This is a genomic window from Bradyrhizobium sp. 27S5 (assembly GCF_037217225.1).
GTDB lineage: Bacteria > Pseudomonadota > Alphaproteobacteria > Rhizobiales > Xanthobacteraceae > Bradyrhizobium > Bradyrhizobium septentrionale.
The window spans coordinates 25,879-41,992 of sequence record NZ_CP147714.1 but is presented as its reverse complement, the minus strand read 5'-3'; the positions used below and the strand labels follow the sequence as shown (position 1 = coordinate 41,992).

The 16,114-nt window shown below is 63.3% G+C and carries 14 protein-coding genes and 1 tRNA gene; 4 read left to right on the top strand and 11 right to left on the bottom strand.

Annotated elements, in window-relative coordinates; translation table 11 throughout:
• Positions 1-98 precede the first annotated feature (98 nt).
• Both WDM24_RS00220 and panE read left to right on the top strand, forming a co-directional pair.
• Complete coding sequence (locus WDM24_RS00220) at positions 99-704, top strand: 2-hydroxychromene-2-carboxylate isomerase (protein WP_338830003.1); 606 nt, start codon at positions 99-101, stop codon at positions 702-704.
• Between the two features lie 109 nt (positions 705-813).
• Positions 814-1,734 (top strand): 2-dehydropantoate 2-reductase, encoded by a 921-nt coding sequence (gene panE, locus WDM24_RS00215; RefSeq protein WP_338830002.1) that lies wholly within the window; start codon positions 814-816, stop codon positions 1,732-1,734.
• Positions 1,735-1,944: 210 nt separating this feature from the next.
• Here panE and WDM24_RS00210 read toward each other — a convergent pair whose 3' ends face one another.
• The 6 genes from WDM24_RS00210 to WDM24_RS00185 form a co-directional block, all read right to left on the bottom strand.
• On the bottom strand, positions 1,945-2,523 hold the full coding sequence (locus WDM24_RS00210; protein ID WP_338830001.1) for a c-type cytochrome: 579 nt from the start codon (positions 2,521-2,523) through the stop codon (positions 1,945-1,947).
• 184 nt (positions 2,524-2,707) lie between these two features.
• A complete protein-coding gene (locus WDM24_RS00205; protein ID WP_338693920.1) occupies positions 2,708-3,985 on the bottom strand; it encodes a PQQ-dependent sugar dehydrogenase in 1,278 nt (425 codons plus the stop codon).
• A gap of 352 nt (positions 3,986-4,337) precedes the next feature.
• Positions 4,338-7,229 (bottom strand): calcium-binding protein, encoded by a 2,892-nt coding sequence (locus WDM24_RS00200; RefSeq protein WP_338830000.1) that lies wholly within the window; start codon positions 7,227-7,229, stop codon positions 4,338-4,340.
• Between the two features lie 470 nt (positions 7,230-7,699).
• Positions 7,700-8,359: a DUF2865 domain-containing protein gene (locus tag WDM24_RS00195; protein WP_338693924.1), complete on the bottom strand. Its 660-nt coding sequence runs from the start codon at positions 8,357-8,359 to the stop codon at positions 7,700-7,702.
• A gap of 226 nt (positions 8,360-8,585) precedes the next feature.
• Positions 8,586-8,660: transfer RNA gene (locus WDM24_RS00190), tRNA-Gly, on the bottom strand.
• Positions 8,661-8,769: 109 nt separating this feature from the next.
• Positions 8,770-9,126, bottom strand: coding sequence for a hypothetical protein (locus tag WDM24_RS00185; RefSeq protein WP_338693926.1), 357 nt, complete (start codon positions 9,124-9,126; stop codon positions 8,770-8,772).
• A 259-nt stretch (positions 9,127-9,385) separates the two neighbouring features.
• On the opposite strand from WDM24_RS00185, the gene trxA reads away from it, so the two are divergent.
• Together trxA and WDM24_RS00175 are read left to right on the top strand one after the other, a co-directional pair.
• Positions 9,386-10,306, top strand: a complete 921-nt coding sequence (gene trxA / locus WDM24_RS00180) for a thioredoxin (protein ID WP_338829999.1) — start codon at positions 9,386-9,388, stop codon at positions 10,304-10,306.
• 30 nt (positions 10,307-10,336) lie between these two features.
• Positions 10,337-11,011, top strand: a complete 675-nt coding sequence (locus tag WDM24_RS00175) for an LON peptidase substrate-binding domain-containing protein (protein WP_338829998.1) — start codon at positions 10,337-10,339, stop codon at positions 11,009-11,011.
• Between the two features lie 107 nt (positions 11,012-11,118).
• Here WDM24_RS00175 and WDM24_RS00170 read toward each other — a convergent pair whose 3' ends face one another.
• The 5 genes from WDM24_RS00170 to WDM24_RS00150 all read right to left on the bottom strand — a co-directional run bounded on the left by WDM24_RS00170 (position 11,119) and on the right by WDM24_RS00150 (position 16,112).
• The gene (locus WDM24_RS00170; protein ID WP_338829997.1) at positions 11,119-11,673 is read right to left on the bottom strand and encodes a cytochrome b/b6 domain-containing protein; all 555 of its coding nucleotides are present in this window, start codon (positions 11,671-11,673) and stop codon (positions 11,119-11,121) included.
• 10 nt (positions 11,674-11,683) lie between these two features.
• Positions 11,684-11,914 (bottom strand): PepSY domain-containing protein, encoded by a 231-nt coding sequence (locus tag WDM24_RS00165; RefSeq protein ID WP_414645612.1) that lies wholly within the window; start codon positions 11,912-11,914, stop codon positions 11,684-11,686.
• Positions 11,915-12,190: 276 nt separating this feature from the next.
• Entirely contained in the window at positions 12,191-14,725 is a 2,535-nt protein-coding gene (locus WDM24_RS00160) for a bifunctional diguanylate cyclase/phosphodiesterase (RefSeq protein ID WP_338829996.1), read from the bottom strand.
• A 161-nt stretch (positions 14,726-14,886) separates the two neighbouring features.
• Positions 14,887-15,309, bottom strand: a complete 423-nt coding sequence (locus WDM24_RS00155; protein WP_338829995.1) for a PaaI family thioesterase — start codon at positions 15,307-15,309, stop codon at positions 14,887-14,889.
• Positions 15,306-16,112, bottom strand: coding sequence for a crotonase/enoyl-CoA hydratase family protein (locus WDM24_RS00150; RefSeq protein WP_338829994.1), 807 nt, complete (start codon positions 16,110-16,112; stop codon positions 15,306-15,308). Before WDM24_RS00150 ends, WDM24_RS00155 begins: the two co-directional genes overlap by 4 nt.
• Positions 16,113-16,114 lie beyond the last annotated feature (2 nt).

Sequence of the window (16,114 nt, the reverse complement as noted above, 5' to 3'; positions counted from 1 at the left end):
CGGCTCACATGATGAGTATCATATTCTACCGACGGAGCCTGCGACAGCGGGCTCATGCTAAACAAGCCCAAACTAGACAAGCTGTGGGAGAGACCGCCGTGAGCCCAAATCCGCAATTCCTGTTCGATTTTGGCAGCCCCAATGCTTTTCTCAGCCATGAGGCGATCCCGGCGATCGAGCAGCGCACCGGTGTCAAATTCGAATATGTCCCGATCCTGCTTGGCGGCATCTTCAAGGCCACCAACAACAAGTCGCCGGCCGAAACGCTGGCGGGCGTCAAGAACAAGCCGGAGTTCCAGCAGATCGAGACCGAGCGCTTCCTCAAGCGCTTCAAGGTCAAGCCCTACACCTGGAACCCATTTTTCCCGGTCAACACACTGAATTTGATGCGCGCGGCGGTCGCCGCCCAGCTCGAAGGCGTGTTCGAGACATATATCGAGGCCGCCTTCCATCATATGTGGGTCGAGCCGAAGAAGATGGACGACCTTGAGATCGCCGCCAAAGCCCTCACGTCCTCAGGCCTCGATGGCGCCAAGCTGCTTGCCAGCGCGCAGGACGCGGACGTCAAGGCCAAGCTGATCGCCAACACCCAGGCCGCCGTCGAGCGCGGCGCGTTCGGTTCGCCGACCTTCTTCGTCGGCAACGAGATCTTCTTCGGCAAGGAGCAGCTGCGCGAAGTCGAGGAATTGGTGTCGGGAAAGTGAGATGAGCGGGCGAAGAATAGCGGGTAGCGAATAGCGGCCCTATCTATTCGCCACTCCTCATTCGCGATTCGCCCCCTCCTCGGGCAACAACAAAGAAGGACAAATTCCCATGCGTGTTCTCGTGGTCGGCGCCGGTGCTATCGGCGGTTATTTCGGCGGCCGGATGCTTCAGGCCGGCCGCGACGTCACTTTTCTCGTCCGGCCCCGCCGCGCCTCCGAGCTCGCCTCGGCCGGACTCGTGATCAAGAGCCCGAACGGCGACGTCACGCTGAACAATCCGCCGACCGTGCAGGCCGACAAGCTCTCGAACAAATTCGACGTCGTGCTGCTGAGCTGCAAGGCGTTCGATCTCGAGGATGCGATCAAGTCGTTTGCGCCCGCGGTGGGCGACAAGACCGCGATCATCCCGCTGCTCAACGGCATGTTGCATCTCGATGCGCTCGACCAGAAATTCGGCGCCCAGCATGTGCTCGGCGGGCTCTGCGCGATCGCGGCGACGCTGAACGAGAAGCGCGAGGTGGTGCAGCTGCAGCCGATGCAGTCACTCGGGTTTGGCGAGCGCGCCGGCGGCCTGTCGGAGCGGGTGCGGGCGATCGCGGAGACCTTCTCCGCGATCAATGGCGCCAACGCCAGCGAGCACGTGATGCAGGACATGTGGGAGAAGTGGGTGTTCCTGGCGTCGCTCGCCGCCTCCACCAGCCTGATGCGGACCTCGGTCGGCAATATTCTGGCGGCGCCCGGCGGCCAGGATTTCCTGCTCGGCATCCTCGACGAATGCAGCGCGATCGCGGCCGACGCCGGTCATGCGCCTGGCGGCCCGTTCTTCCAGCGCACCCGCGGGCTCCTGACCACCGAGGGCTCGCCGATGACCGCATCGATGTTCCGCGACATCAAGGCAGGGTTGCCGGTCGAGGCCGATCACGTGATCGGCGACCTGATCGTGCGCGCCGACGCCGCCAAGATCCCGGTGCCGAAGCTGCGCACCGCCTACACGCATCTCAAGGCGTATGAGAAGCAGCGGGGCGCGTAATACAGATCTCGATCCGGGCGACGCGCTGACGTCTCCTTCCCCCTGAAAGGGGGAAGGTCGGGATGGGGGTCGGCCGCAGGCGATGCATTATGAGGAGAGAGCAGATTCCCACCCGCTCTGCTCTCACGAGCAAAGCGACCTCCCCTTTTCAAGGGGAGGTGGAGCAATTTCGCAAATCAAGCGCGTATTCGTGCGACCCGATTATGGTGCTTACAAATGCGCCAGATAATGCGCAAGCGCGGTGATCTCCTCGTCGCTCAGCGGATAGGCCACGTCCGCCATCGCGGCCTGCGCCCCGCCGGAGCGGACGCCCGACTTGTAGTCGTGCAGCGCCTTGACGAGATATTCCTCGCGCTGGCCGGCGATGCGGGCGACCGCCTTGGTGCCGACATAGGTGTCGGTGTGGCATGAGGCGCAGCGACGGCCGGAAGCGGCCTGCTTGCCCTTTTCGGACAATTCCGGATTGTCGTCCTTGCTACCCTTGAACGGCGTCAGCGAGGCGAAATAGGCGCCGAGATTGCGGATGTCCTCGTTGTTGAGCTGCTCGACGATCGGCTGCATCTGCTCGTTCTTGCGCGCGCCGGCGCGGAAGAACACCAGCTGCCATTGAATGAATTGGTCGAGCTGGCCGGCCAGCGAGGGAATGTTCTCGGTCTGCGAGATGCCATTGTCGCCGTGACAGCCGGCGCAAATCTCGGCCTTCTCCTTGCCGGCGGCAACGTCGGCGGCCTGGGCGGACGACGCCAGCAGAATTGCCGCCAATAAAACTCCGAGTGACGCACTACGCATTGCCAGTTTTCTCCGCGTGTCATTGCCGGGGCTAGATCCCGGCAACCCATCTGGCTTGAAGGGTGTTTCTTGGTTTGGATGGATGCCCGGATCAAGTCCGGGCATGACAAGGTGGTTCCGTTATCCGATCGCAACAGAGGCTGCGGCCGCCGCATGGCCACCGCAGCCTCCTGACCTTCAACCGTTACTTCTTGCTGTAGCTGATGCGATAGATCGCACCGGCCCAGTCGTCGGCGACGAGGATGGAGCCATCCTTGTCGAGCAGGATATCGGCGGGACGGCCGAGATAGCCCTGGTCACCCTGGATCCAGCCGTCGGCGAAGATCTCCTGCTTGGCGTTCTTGCCGTCGGGGCTCGCGGTGATCCGCACGATGCGGCCGCCCTGGTACTTATGCCGGTTCCAGGAGCCGTGCTCGGCGATCAGGATGCTGTTCTTGTACTCGGCCGGGAATTGGCTGCCGGTATAGAACTTCATGCCGAGCGGAGCCACATGCGCGCCGAGATTGTAGACCGGCGGGGTGAACTCCGAGCACTTGTGGCCCATCGCGAACTTGGTGTCGGGCAGGTTGCCCTGGTGGCAATAGGGATAGCCGAAATGCTCGCCGATCTTCGAGATCATGTTGAGCTTGTCGCTCGGCAGATCGTCGCTGATCCAGTCGCGGGCATTTTCGGTGAACCAGTACTTGCCGGTGCGCGGATCGACGTCGCCGCCGACCGAGTTACGCACGCCGAGCGCATAGATTTCCGCGTTGCCGGTCTTCGGATCGACTCGGCGGATCTGCGACACCGAGGTCGGCGGGACGCCGATGTTGAAGGGCGGGCCGAACGGAATGAAGAACCAGCCTTCCTTGTCGACGGCGATGTATTTCCAGCCATGCGCCGCGTAGGACGGCATGTCGTCATACACCACCTTGCCGCTGCCAAGCTTGTCGAGGTTAGCCTCAGCGTTCTCATACTTGATCAGCTTGTCGACCGCGATGACGTAGAGCGAGCCATCCTGGAAGGCCAGGCCGGTCGGCATGTTGAGGCCCTTGAGGATGGTCTTGACCTCTTTCTTGCCGTTGTTGTCCTTGATCGCATAGACGTTGCCGAGGCCAAACGAGCCGACGAACAGCGTGCCCTTGTCGCCCCAGGCCATCTGGCGGGCGGCCAGCACGTTCGAGGCATAGACCTCGATCTTGAAGCCCGGCGGCAGCTTGATCTTCTTCATCATCGCCGCGAGTTCGGCATCGGAGGCGCCGGTCGGCGGACCGGACGGCGGGGCCAGGCCCTTCTGCGCTTCGGTCTCGTCGCCGAGGAACCAGTCATCCGGCGGATGGGTCCAGAATTCCTTGGTGCCAGATTCGTACTTCTTCAGCGCACGGTTCTTGTCGGTTTGTTGCTGTGCACCAGCGAAGGTTGTCCCCGCCAGCAGCGCAATCGCCGCGAACGCAAGAATTGATCGATTGAAAGCCGATTTCATCGCGTCACTCCCCTATGCAAGCCGTTGCAGCTTGCCTGTTATTGATTTTGAACGCCCTGAGAGATGATGGTGGCGGTCTGTGAGGTAGGTCAGACCGCAAAATGGTAGCACATCCATCGACGCTGAGAAGCGCATGGATCAGGGTGCACTGCGGTCAAAACAAATTGAGATGAAATTTTCCTGCGCCGGCTGCCTGAGAACAAGGCATTCCGCACTGCAGCGTAATATTCGAACGAACCTAACGCTCGTGAGCGGCGATCGCGATCGCATCCGGAATCAAGAAGGCCGCCTCGAGGGGCGGCCTTCTTTCGTGCGTGTGGCCGTCAAGCTCAACGGATCAGGGCAAATGCCCTCAGCTGAACTTGAACATGCTGGCGTCGAGCTGTCCCGGCGCGACACCGATCAGCCAAACCGCACTGCCGGCGGCGTCGGTGATGATCGTGGTGTTGATCCCGGCAACGTAGGTCTCCGCGGCCTGAACATCAGCGAACGAATGCAGCGATGTACCCGCGAAGTTGACAAAGTCATTTACTCCGCCCGTATTGAAGTCCTGGACGACCATGACCTCCTGGCTGGTGTCGCTGATGTTGAATGTATCAGCACCACCGCCACCCCAGGCATAGTCAACGCCGCCGCCGCCGCTGATGTTGTCGGCCCCGGTGCCCATCAGGAACACGTCGACGCCGCTGCCGCCGGTCACCGTATCGCCGCCGTTGGAGCCATAGACGTAGTTCTGGCCCGAACCGCCGTAGATGAGGTTGCCGTCGGTCTCGCCCGACGAGATGAAGATATTCAGGCCTGAGCCGCCGTACATCGTGTCGACGCCGGTGCCGCCGTAGAAGTAGTTGGTGCTGTTCCCGCCATAGAGGAAGTCGGTGCCGTCTCCGCTAAACATCACATTGACGTCGCTTCCACCGGTGCCTCCCGAGCCGATCAAGGTGTCGGTGCCGGCACCGCCAAACAGATAGTTGAAGCCGGCACCGCCATACATCACGTCATTGCCGTCCTCGCCCAGCAGAACGTCGAGCCCGGTGCCGCCGATCAGAACGTCGTTGCCCGCGCCGGCGTAGATGTAGTCGTTGCCGTCGCCGGCATCGCCATAGTCATCGCCGTTGCCGAGAACGAGGACGTCAGCTCCGGCACCTCCGTAGGCGGTATCGTTGCCGTCGTTGCCGTAGAGGGAATTGTTGCCGGCATTGCCCGTCAAAACATTGTTCAATGCGTTGCCGCTGCCGGTGAGATTACCCGATCCGTCCAGGATCAGATTCTCGACGTTTGCGGTCAGGCCATAGGTGATGGTGGTGTGAACGGTGTCGGTGCCTTCGCCGCTGTTTTCGGTCACCACATCGCCGGCATTGTCGACGTAATAGGTGTCGTTGCCGAGCCCGCCGACCATCGTGTCGGCGCCAATTCCGCCGTCCAGGGTGTTGTTGCCCGAGCCGCCAGTCATGAAATTTGCGAGCCCGTTGCCGGTGCCCGAAACATTGGCAGAGGTCGAAATCGCGAGGTTATCGACGTTGGCAGCCAGCGTGTAGTTGAAGGCGCCGGTGACGACCGCAGTGTCGATGCCCTCTCCCGGATTCTCGGTGATGACGTCGCCAGCATTGTCGAGAATGTAGATGTCGTTGCCCAAACCGCCGACCAGCGAATCGGCGCCGCCGATGCCGTCGAGCAGATTGTCGCCGCCGTCGCCGATCAGGGTATCGTTGAAATTCGACCCTCTCAGTCCCTCGATCGAGGTGTAGGTGTCCCCGGCAGCCTCGCCCGTGTTTGAGGCGGGAGTAGCCAGGCTGGCGAGCACGCCGACGGTGGCGTTGACATATTCCGCAACGTCATTGCCGGCTCCGCCGTCCAGCACGTCGGCACCAGCACCGCCGCGCAGATTGTTGTCTCCGCCATCGCCCGTCAGGGTGTCGTTGAACGCCGAGCCAATGATACCTTCGATCGAGGTATAGGTATCGCCCGCGGCGTCGCCGGTGTTGACGCCCGGAGTTGCGAGACTTGCAACCACTCCCGTCGCAGCATTACCGTAATCCGCGAAGTCAAAGCCCGCGCCGCCGTCGAGCGAATCGGCGCCGGCCTGGCCGCGCAGGTTATTGTTACCTCCGTCGCCGATCAGGGTATCGTTGAAGGCACCGCCCTGAATGCCTTCGATCGAGGTGAACGTATCGCCGGCAGCTTCGCCGGTGTTGGCCGCAGGATTTGCCAGATTGACGAGAACGCCGGTGGTCGCATTGCCATAATCGGCATAGTCGTAGCCTGCGCCGCCGTCGAGCGAGTCCGCGCCGGTGCCGCCGCGCAGGAAATTGGTGTTGGCATCGCCGATCAGCGTATCGTTGAATGCGGTTCCTCTTATCGCTTCAATCGAGATGTAGACGTCGCCGGCGGCTTCCCCCGTATTCAGAGAGGAGTTGGCTAGATCAGCAACGACGCCGGTTGTCGCGTTGATATAGTCGGCATAGTCGAAGCCGGCACCGCCATCCAGCGTATCGGCACCGAGACCGCCTTGCAGGAGGTTAATGTTGCCGTCACCGATCAGATGATCATTGAAGTCGCTGCCACGCAGGCCTTCGATGGAGACATAGGTGTCGCCGGCAGCTTCACCCGTATTTTGGGACGAGTCTGCCAGGTCTGCCGTGATTCCAACGCCCGAGTCGGAATAGGACGCAAAGTCGAAGCCGCCGCCGCCGTTGAGCACGTCGGCGCCGGCGCCACCACGCAGCGTATTGCCGTTGGCGTCACCGATCAGCGTGTCGTTGAACGCCGAGCCTCTGATCTTGGCGATGTTGACATATGTATCGCCGGTGGCTTCCCCGGTGTTCTGGGTGGGATCGGCGAGGTCGACCTCAAGTCCGGCGCTTGCGTTGGCGTAGTCGGCGTAGTCGTTGGCAGAACCGCCGATGATCGAGTCGGCCCCCAATCCGCCCTGCAGGAAAGAGGTGTTTCCGTTGCCAGTCAGCGTGTCGTTGAAGTTGCTGCCGATCAGGCCTTCAATCGAGGTGTAGGTGTCCCCGGCCGCGAAACCCGTATTGACAGCCGGGTTCGCCAGACTTGCTACAACTGCGGTGCCCGAGTCGATGTAGGATGCGAAGTCTTGTCCAGTGCCGCCGTCCAGGGAATCGGCGCCATCGCCGCCGATCAGCGTGTCATTGCCCTGAAGTCCCTCCAGCGTGTCATTGGTGTTCGAACCGTTAGGCGTGCCGGTAACCGTGTCGTTGCCCGATGTGCCCATAAATGTAGCCATGGTAATCCCCTTCGCGTGATCAATTGTTGCTGTGCAATGCGAGTAGTCGGCGGACTTCAGAAATCAGCAGAAGAAATCGGCGTGCGAATCGGCGAGATCAGCCGAAACGAACCGCTCGAGAGCAAAAAAATGCGAAAGCCATACAGCAGCGGAAAAGCTGCCGGGCTCAGTCAGTGCGTCGAGCTGATCAGGTGACGGAAATCCAATCGGGGCCGTTCAGGCGGATTGGAGCGGCAAGGAAATTCGAAATGTCCCACCCCTTATGCAATGATTAGAAAAATACTAAAATAATCTGGAAGCAATCTAAGCGAGGGATTTTGGGCAAGTCAACAGCCGCCGTCGTTTCTAAAGATGTCAAGCTGTTGATTGCAACAGTTCCTTAGCCGGGAACGTGCGAACGAAAGCCGACTGTCCTGCAGACGTTCTGCACTGCACGCAATATTCAAACGACGCCAACGCTCACGACCGTTCTATCGCGACGAGATCCGCGCCAGGCCGAGCGCCTGCGCTTTCGCTTTCGACAACGGCCTGAACAGCACGCTGCGCTTCTGCCCGCTGGAGATCGCCGCGATCTTGAAGCCGTCATCGGCGGCGATGATGTCGCCGGTGCGAAGCGTCAAATCGTTCTCGATCGCAATCGGCGAGAGGCCGGGCGTTGCGCCGGCGCGGCATGAGCATTGCGGCACGATCTCGCGCTGAAATCGAAATGCGTTTGCGAGCGTCTTGTAGGTCTCGCCCTGCTCGGTCATGGCGCTGTCGATGTCGGAGCCGGAATACAGCCTCACCTCGGCGGCGGGACAGGCCGCCTCGCATGCCCCGACATTGGCCGCCTCGCTCACGCGCGGCAGCGGGAAGAAGCGGCCGTCGCAGGTCCTGACGCAGAAGTTCTGCCGGCTGCCGCCTGATCGCGTCGTGATGTACACCCGCGGCCGCCGGCGTTCTTCGGCGGGCTCAAATTCCGGCGCGGCAGCAAAGCTGGGTGCCGCGGTATACGCCGAGTCGCTCGGCAATTGCTGTGCTGAAACCGGCGACGGTGCCCAATTGCCGACGAGCGCGACCAGCGCAGCCACGCTTGCGCGCGCCAGGCGGCGGTTGAAGACGGGATCTGGCGTCCGGCTGATCGACATCATGCACTTGCTTGCCGCATCGGTAGGCCAGCGGCAGCCATTTCAACGCCGACACAACCACAGATTTCTATCAGTTTTGAGAATGCATCGTTTGACGGTTAAGGAAGGGCCGGAGAGAGCGGCACGATCGTCGGCGCAAAATCTCTCACGCCGGTACTGCCTGACAAGCAAAAAGCCCGCTGTGACGGGCGGGCTTCATCAGGCTGTCAGCTCGGTCAGCGAGAAAGTTTGGAGCGGGCGAAGGGGCTCGAACCCTCGACCCCGACCTTGGCAAGGTCGTGCTCTACCACTGAGCTACACCCGCATCCGAACTGGCGGCGATCGCTCGCCGGCAACGGCAGACCTATGCCAAATGCTGTCTGTGAATGCAACACAAGAGCGCGGTCCGGACCTCACGAAATAGCACGGTTTCCTTAAAAATTGAGCTCGAATCGGCCGAAAATCCGGCCGGCACGATAAATTCTTCGCATATTGGCGGGAACGGGTCTCAGACCGCCATCCTGTCGCGGAGCGATTCGAGCCAGGTCTCGAACCAGCCGGCCAGCGTCCGGGCCAGCTCGGCGTGGCGGTCGGCGTCGAACACCGCCGACCATTCGATACCATTCGATAAAGGCGCGATCGCCGCCGACCGTGTCGCCGGACTTGCCCTGCTCGATCTCGCTCACCCCCTCGCCGTGGACCCAGTCCGGGTAATTGTTGAAATCGCGGATGATTTTCCAGACATCACCGGCCGGCTGCTCGAACACGGCGCTGTAATAGGCCTTTGCCATGGGCGCCCCCTGTTGCCGTGAAGGGTTGCCATGATCGGCTTGGCCGGAGCGCGAACCCACCCGATCTCCGATGGAACAGGACTGACGCCTAGCGATTGAATTTTGCTGGCCGACCGCCATTTATTGGCATGATCTTCGGAAAACCGGTTCCCACTTTTCCGGGATCATGCTCTAGCCTGACAGAACGGCTGAACGTGCCGTGCGGAGCGTGCTAGAACGCCCCCGGATTTCCGACCTCAGAAGACCAGGTGAGGACAACGTGACGATAATGGAGCAGGGCGGCCCCACGCCCCAGGCAGCGCCCGATTTGATCAAGGAGACGACGACCCAGACCTTCGTCAAGGACGTCATCGAGGAGTCGCGCCGCCAGCCGGTTATGATCGACTTCTGGGCGCCCTGGTGCGGTCCCTGCCGTCAGCTCACGCCGATGCTGGAAAAGGCGGTCCGCAACGCCAAGGGCCGGGTCAAGCTGGTCAAGATGAACATCGATGAGCATCCGCAGATCCCCGGCCAGATGGGCATCCAGTCGATCCCGGCCGTGATCGCTTTCGTCAACGGTCAGCCCGCCGATGGCTTCATGGGCGCGGTGCCGGAGAGCCAGATCAACGCCTTCATCGAAAAGATCACCAAGGGCGTGCCCGCCGCCGGCGAGCCGAATCTCGCGGAGATTCTGGCCGAGGCGGACGCCGTGCTCGCCGAGGGCGACGCCGAAGCGGCGGCGCAGATCTATGCCGAGGTGCTGGCGCATGACGCCACCAACATCGCGGCGCTGGCCGGCCTCGCCAAATGCTACATGACGACCGGCGCGGTCGAGCAGGCCAAGCAAACGCTCGCGATGGTGCCGGAATCCAAGCGCAACGATGCCGCGGTGAAAGCGGTGCAGGCTGCGATCGATCTCGCCGAGCAGGCGCAGTCGGTCGGACCGATCGCGGAGCTGGAACAGAAAGTCGCCGCAAACCCGCTCGATCATCAGGCTCGATTCGATCTCGCGACCGCGCTCAATGCCGCGGGCAAGCGCTCTGAGGCGACCGAGCAGCTGCTCGCGATCGTCAAGCGTGACCGCAAGTGGAACGACGACGGCGCGCGCAAGCAACTGGTGCAGTTCTTCGAGGCGTGGGGCGGCACCGATGAGGCAACCGTCGAGGGGCGCAAGCGGTTGTCGACGATCCTGTTCTCGTAACGCACGCCCGTCACAGCAGCGGGACCGCAGATGCCGATCAATGCCGAATATCGCGGGCCCGGCGAGCTCCCGGAGGTGATCCCGGTGTTCCCGCTGCCTGGCGCGCTGCTTTTGCCGCGCGGCCAGATGCCGCTCAACATCTTCGAGCCGCGCTACCTCGCGATGATCGACGACGCGCTGCGCGACGGCCACCGCCTGATCGGCATGATCCAGCCCGACGTGGCGCATTCGCACAAAGAGGCGAGGCCGGTGCTGTTCCGGATCGGCTGCGTCGGCCGCATCACCCAGCTCGCCGAATCCGGCGACGGCCGCTACATCCTCGAACTGACCGGCGTCGCGCGCTTCAAGGTGGTCGAGGAGCTGTCCGTGCAGACACCGTATCGACAGTGCAAGGTCGACTTCTTCTCCTTCGCCGGCGACTTCACCGCGCGCAAGGGCGAGGACGCCGTCGACCGCAAGGCATTGCTCGAGGTGCTCGCCGATTTCCTCGAAGCCAACAATCTGAAGGTCGACTGGGAGGGCATCGAGTCCGCGCCCAACGAGGCGCTGGTCAACGCGCTGGCGATGATGTCGCCCTACGGTCCGGCCGAGAAGCAGGCCATGCTGGAGGCGCCCGACCTGAAGACCCGCGCCGAAATCCTGATCGCCGTCACCGAGATGGATCTCGCCAAGAAACGCACCAGCGGCGATCCGCCGGTGCAATAGAGCATGATCCGGAAAAGTGCGAAGCGGTTTTCCCTCGCGACAAGCGCGCCGCGCTTGCGCGGAGATCATGCTCAAACAACGAGCCTTGGTCCCGGCAGCCTTCCACGTCAGCGGTTGCGAAGCTGCTTGCGTCCGGTGAACATCGCGCGCACCAGGTTCTGGCGCTGCAGCAGCCCCACCACGATGACGCCGAGCACGTGCAGCCCAACCAGGACGAGGACGGCATCGGAGGCGTAGGCGTGGGTGTCCTCGACCCACCAGACGCCGAAGAAGGTGACGGTGACCTCCATCGCGCCCGTGATCGCCGAGACCGCGAGCAGGAGCAGCAGCGTCACCAGCATCACGGTGCCCGCGGGATTGAGTCCGATATAGCGCCCGGTGATGCCGCGGCGGAGATTCCAGATGTAGCGCGGCGCGGCGCGCAGCCGGACGCCAAGCCTGCCGAAGCGCGCGTAACGGGTGCCGGCAAAGCCCCAGATCAGCCGGAACGCCAGCAGTCCGATCACGGAGTAACCGGCGAGCCTGTGCAGCCGGTCGTAGGCGCTGGGCGTCACCCATGCGACGAGGACGAGGATGGCGAGCGCCCAGTGCCAGAGCCGCAGCGGCAGGTCCCAGACCTGCACGCTGGTCGCGCCGCGCGCACCGGACGCCGCCTCGATCATCGCGCCTGCTTCACTTCGCGATGGTGTGCTTCAGGCTGAGATCCTCCGGGCTGTAGAACAGCTCGTAGAGCTTGCCTTCCTTGACGCCGTACACCTCGTAGCAGGAGCCCTCGACCTTCGAGCGGCGCACCTCGTAGCCGGCGGCCTTGGCCTTGGCTTCGGCATCGCTTGCCGGCTTCCACGACGCCTTGTCGAGCTTGGTGCAATTCTTGTAGCCGTCGGCGAGTGCCGCCGATCCCATCAGCCCGAGAACACAAGCTGCGAGCACCGCACTCAAAATAACTTTCACGCGCATCTCCCCTCCGTTTTCGATCATGCCCGCAACGCCGTCGCGCGGAGCACATGCGTGAACAAAACTGAGGTGATTGCCAAGTCAAGCAAGCGCGTTTGCGGCCTGGCTTTAGAGCTATTCTAACGGTTGCGAAAACCGCTTTGGTCTCCACGCGCAATCCGGTTTTGACCGCCTGCTGCGGCCTTACGCCTCATACGGATCCGGTCCGCTGCCGCGGTCCCGCGGTCAGGAGGCGGCGCCCGCCATTGCCAATCGAACTGCCGGGCGTTGTGCGGATGCCATGGTCCGCCCACCGATCATTTGCGCGACCTTCTCGCTTTGCACTGGCGGGCTGAAGTGGAAGCCCTGCACTTCCACGCAGGCGTCCGCGCGGAGGATGTCGAACTGCTCCCTGGTCTCGACGCCTTCGGCCGTCGTGGTCTTGCCGAGGCTGACGGCAAATCGAACGATCGCGCGCGCGATCCTGCGCGACTCGTCGGTTGCGCCGGCGAGTTCGGACACGAAGCTGCGGTCGATCTTGACCTTGTCGAACGGAAACTTCTGCAGGAAGCTCAGCGACGAGTAACCGGTGCCGAAATCATCGAGCGCAATCCGCGCCCCGAGATCGTGCAGCTGGCTGAGTGCCGCGAACACCGCCTCGCTGTCCTGGATGATCGCCGTTTCGGTGACTTCGAGCTCAAGCCGATCAGGCGAAACTCCCGCGCTCGCCAGCGCGTGCACGATCACCGGGACCAGGTCCGGGCTCCTGAACTGCACCGGCGACAGATTGATCGCGATCTTGAGATCGTCGGGCCATTTGGCGGCCTCGGCGCAGGCGGTGCGCAGCACCCATTCGCCGAGCGGCACGATCAGGCCGGTCTCTTCCGCCAGCGGGATGAACTGGGCCGGGGATATCATGCCGCGCTGCGGGTGGTGCCACCGCAACAGCGCCTCGAAGCCGCAGGTCTCCCCGCTCGCGACATTGATGAACGGCTGGTAGTGCAACTCGAACTCGCCGTTGACGAGCGCGCTGCGCATGTCGCGCTCGAGGCTGCGCCGGGCCTGCAACAGCCGGTCGAGCTCCGGCTCGAAGAAACGGAACGAGCCGCGCCCGCCGCTCTTGGCCGAGTAGAGCGCAAGATCGGCGCTGCGCAGGACCTCGTCGGAATCGGTGCCGTCGCGCGGTGCGATCGCAATGCCGATGCTGGTCGTGGTAGTCACGCGATGATCGCCGAGATCGATCGGCTCGCTGAGCGCCTTTCTGATCTTCTCGGCAAGCAAGCCCGCTTCCGCGACCGGATCGGTGACGTAGTCGATCACTGCGAACTCGTCGCCGCCGAGCCGCGCGATCAGTGTGGTTTCGCTGACGCACCTGTGCAGCCGCGCGGCCACCGATTTGAGCAGCGCGTCGCCCGCCGGATGCCCGAGCGTGTCGTTGACGTCCTTGAAGCGGTCGAGATCGAGCATCAGCACCGCGATGCTCGGTCCGCCGCACCGGGCGCCGGAGAGCGCCTGTTCCATCCATTCCTTGAGCAGCACGCGATTCGGCAGATCGGTCAGTGCGTCATGCTGCGCCATATGGGTGATCTTGGCCTCGGAGCGCCGCTGCTCGGTGACGTCGCGATGCGTCGCCACCCAGCCGCCGCCGGGCATCGGCTGCCGCGTCACGCAGATCAGCCGGCCGTCGGCAAGCTCGTCGACCCGGCTGCTGATCTCGCCCGCCGGCAGCGCATTCAATGTCGCGAGCACCTGCGTCGCGGCGCTGTCGCTGGTCTCGCCCTTGAGGATGCCGTTGGCGATCCGATGCGTGATGATCTCGCGGTGGGCCGTACCGGGCAACAGCAGTTCAGGCGGCAGCCGGTACATCTTGGCGTAGCGGTCATTGCACACGACGAGGCGCTTCTCCGCATCGAACATGCAGAGACCCTCGCCCATGTGGTTGATCGCCGTATCCAGCCGGAACCTGTGTTCCTCCAGCTCCTTCTGCGACGCCTCGACCTGCTGCCGCGCCAGCGAAAGCTGGCTGATGATCTCCTCGAAGCGGCGGGTGCGCAGCGCCAGGCGGCGATCCGCGAGTACGCCGACCAGGCTCATCCCGAGCACCGAAAGCGCCACGCCCGCGATCACGATGGCGAGGAAGGCCGGAGAGAGCGACAGCGCCGCAGGGGCCTGCAGCGGATCCGGAACGATCTCGACCGCGCCCATCGCCGTGAAATGATGCGACACGATCGCAAGCGTCAGCAACAGCGCCGCGGCGAGCGACATCCAGCGGTCCTGATGGCGGACCGCGATCGCCAGCGCGGCATAGCCGAACAGCATGCCGAGCACGACGGAGGCCGCCACGAGGTCGAGCGACCAGACCACATGGCCCGGCACTTCGAGCGCCCACATTCCGAGATAGTGCATGCTGGCGATGCCGGCGCCGATCACCGCGCCGCCGACCGGCGCCCGCCACCGGCTGGGGTCGCTGGCGGCAAGGCCAAGGCCGCATGAAGTCAGCATCATCGCCGCGGCGAGTGACAGCGCGGTCAGGACGATACCGTAGCCGGTCGGCACGCCCGGCTCGTAGGCGAGCATCGCGATGAAATGCGTTGCCCAGATGCCGTAGCCGATCGCAGCACCTGCGATCGCGATCCAGGTCAGGCGCGTCCTCGCCTGCGTGGCGATTGCACGATGGAAGATGTTGACCGCAACGATGCTGGCAACGAAACAGACCAGTCCGGCGAGCAGGACGAGCCGCCAGTCATGCTCACCTGAAAGGCACGTAAGAACACGAAACATGCATCGGTCCATGGTTGTCCGCGCAGACACGCTAGGCCGATTGAATGTCTATCTCGATAATTTTTCTCAACTTTCGGTAGCATGGTTATCCGCGCGTAAGCCGATTCCCCACCGAAATTGATAGCTCCATCAATTTCGCACCCATAGGGCAACCGGACACCTCAACCGTCCAGCGGAACCAACACGGTTTCACCGGTTGCGACCAGCGACATCTCGCCCAGCTCGTTCTCCGCAAGCAGTTCCGCGCGCGCAAAGACCTGCCTGCGTCCCGCGCGCAGCGTGGTGCCCTTGACGATGAAGCAGCGGCCCACGGCAGGTTTGAGACAATTCATCGAGAAATGCGATGCGGTGACGGAACCCGCGATCGACGCCGCGGCAAAGCCGCAGGCGGTGTCGAGCAGGGCCGCGATCATGCCGGCGTGCAGATGTCCCGCATATTGGGTGAGATCGTCGCGCCACGGCATGCGCAGTTCCACGGCGCCGGCACCGGCGGAGACGACCTCGAAGCCGGCCAGCCGGTTGAAAGCCGCCGACGCATTGGTCGCGATGAGACGTTCGAGATCGAGTCCTGGACCAGTGATCACGCAAAGCTCCATTGCGGCGGCCGTCGCTCGAGATTCGCCCTGACGGCCTCGATGTGATTGGGCGCGCCGAGCAGAAGCGCCTGCTCGGCGGTCTCGGCCGCGAGCGCGGTCGCCGCATCGCTATCAGCCGCCAGGTTGAGCAGCCGCTTGGCGGCGCGGATCGCGTCCGGGCTGCGGTCCGCGATCGCACGCGCCGTCTCCAGCGCGGCCTCGCGCGGCCGTTCCGCAATTCGCGTGGCGAAGCCGTAGCCAAGCGCTTCCTCCGCGGAGAACACGCGCGCGGTGTAGGTCAGTTCACGGACCACGTCCTCGCGCGCGAGATGGCGCATCAGCTGCGTGCCGGCCATGTCGGGCACCAGCCCCCATTTGGCTTCGATGACGGCAAGGCGCGTGCCGGGCGCGAGGTATCTGACATCGGCGCCGAGCATGAGTTGGAAACCGCCGCCGAAGGCGATGCCGTGGACGGCGGCAATCACCGGCACCGGCAGCTCGCGCCAGAGCCACACCAGATGCTGCGCGAAATTGGCGATGCCGTGCGTCCGCCGGCCGAGATCGGCGAAGGGCAGGATGGATTCGCCCTCGGTCGTCGCGACCAGGCGCTCCATGTCGAGGCCGGCGCAGAAGGCCTGGCCTTCGCCGGACAGCACCACGGCGCGGACCTGGCGATTGTCCGCCAGCTGCGCACCGGCGTCGGCGATCGCGGTAAACATCGCGGGATCGAGCGCATTGAGCTTGTCCGGGCGGTTCAGCCTGACGTCGGCGACGCCATCGGCGATGCTCACGCTGACGCGATCATTGGTCATGA

Excerpts from the sequence above, each read along its gene's own strand:
- WDM24_RS00170 (WP_338829997.1), bottom strand. The coding sequence starts at position 11,673 with ATGATCGAGGCGGCGTCCGGTGCGCGCGGCGCGACCAGCGTGCAGGTC.
- WDM24_RS00165 (WP_414645612.1), bottom strand. The coding sequence starts at position 11,914 with ATGGGATCGGCGGCACTCGCCGACGGCTACAAGAATTGCACCAAGCTC.
- WDM24_RS00195 (WP_338693924.1), bottom strand. The coding sequence starts at position 8,359 with ATGATGTCGATCAGCCGGACGCCAGATCCCGTCTTCAACCGCCGCCTG.
- WDM24_RS00175 (WP_338829998.1), top strand. The coding sequence starts at position 10,337 with ATGCCGATCAATGCCGAATATCGCGGGCCCGGCGAGCTCCCGGAGGTG.
- WDM24_RS00160 (WP_338829996.1), bottom strand. The coding sequence starts at position 14,725 with ATGTTTCGTGTTCTTACGTGCCTTTCAGGTGAGCATGACTGGCGGCTC.
- WDM24_RS00210 (WP_338830001.1), bottom strand. The coding sequence starts at position 2,523 with ATGCGTAGTGCGTCACTCGGAGTTTTATTGGCGGCAATTCTGCTGGCG.
- WDM24_RS00200 (WP_338830000.1), bottom strand. The coding sequence starts at position 7,229 with ATGGCTACATTTATGGGCACATCGGGCAACGACACGGTTACCGGCACG.
- WDM24_RS00150 (WP_338829994.1), bottom strand. The coding sequence starts at position 16,112 with ATGACCAATGATCGCGTCAGCGTGAGCATCGCCGATGGCGTCGCCGAC.
- WDM24_RS00205 (WP_338693920.1), bottom strand. The coding sequence starts at position 3,985 with ATGAAATCGGCTTTCAATCGATCAATTCTTGCGTTCGCGGCGATTGCG.
- panE (WP_338830002.1), top strand. The coding sequence starts at position 814 with ATGCGTGTTCTCGTGGTCGGCGCCGGTGCTATCGGCGGTTATTTCGGC.
- WDM24_RS00185 (WP_338693926.1), bottom strand. The coding sequence starts at position 9,126 with ATGGCAAAGGCCTATTACAGCGCCGTGTTCGAGCAGCCGGCCGGTGAT.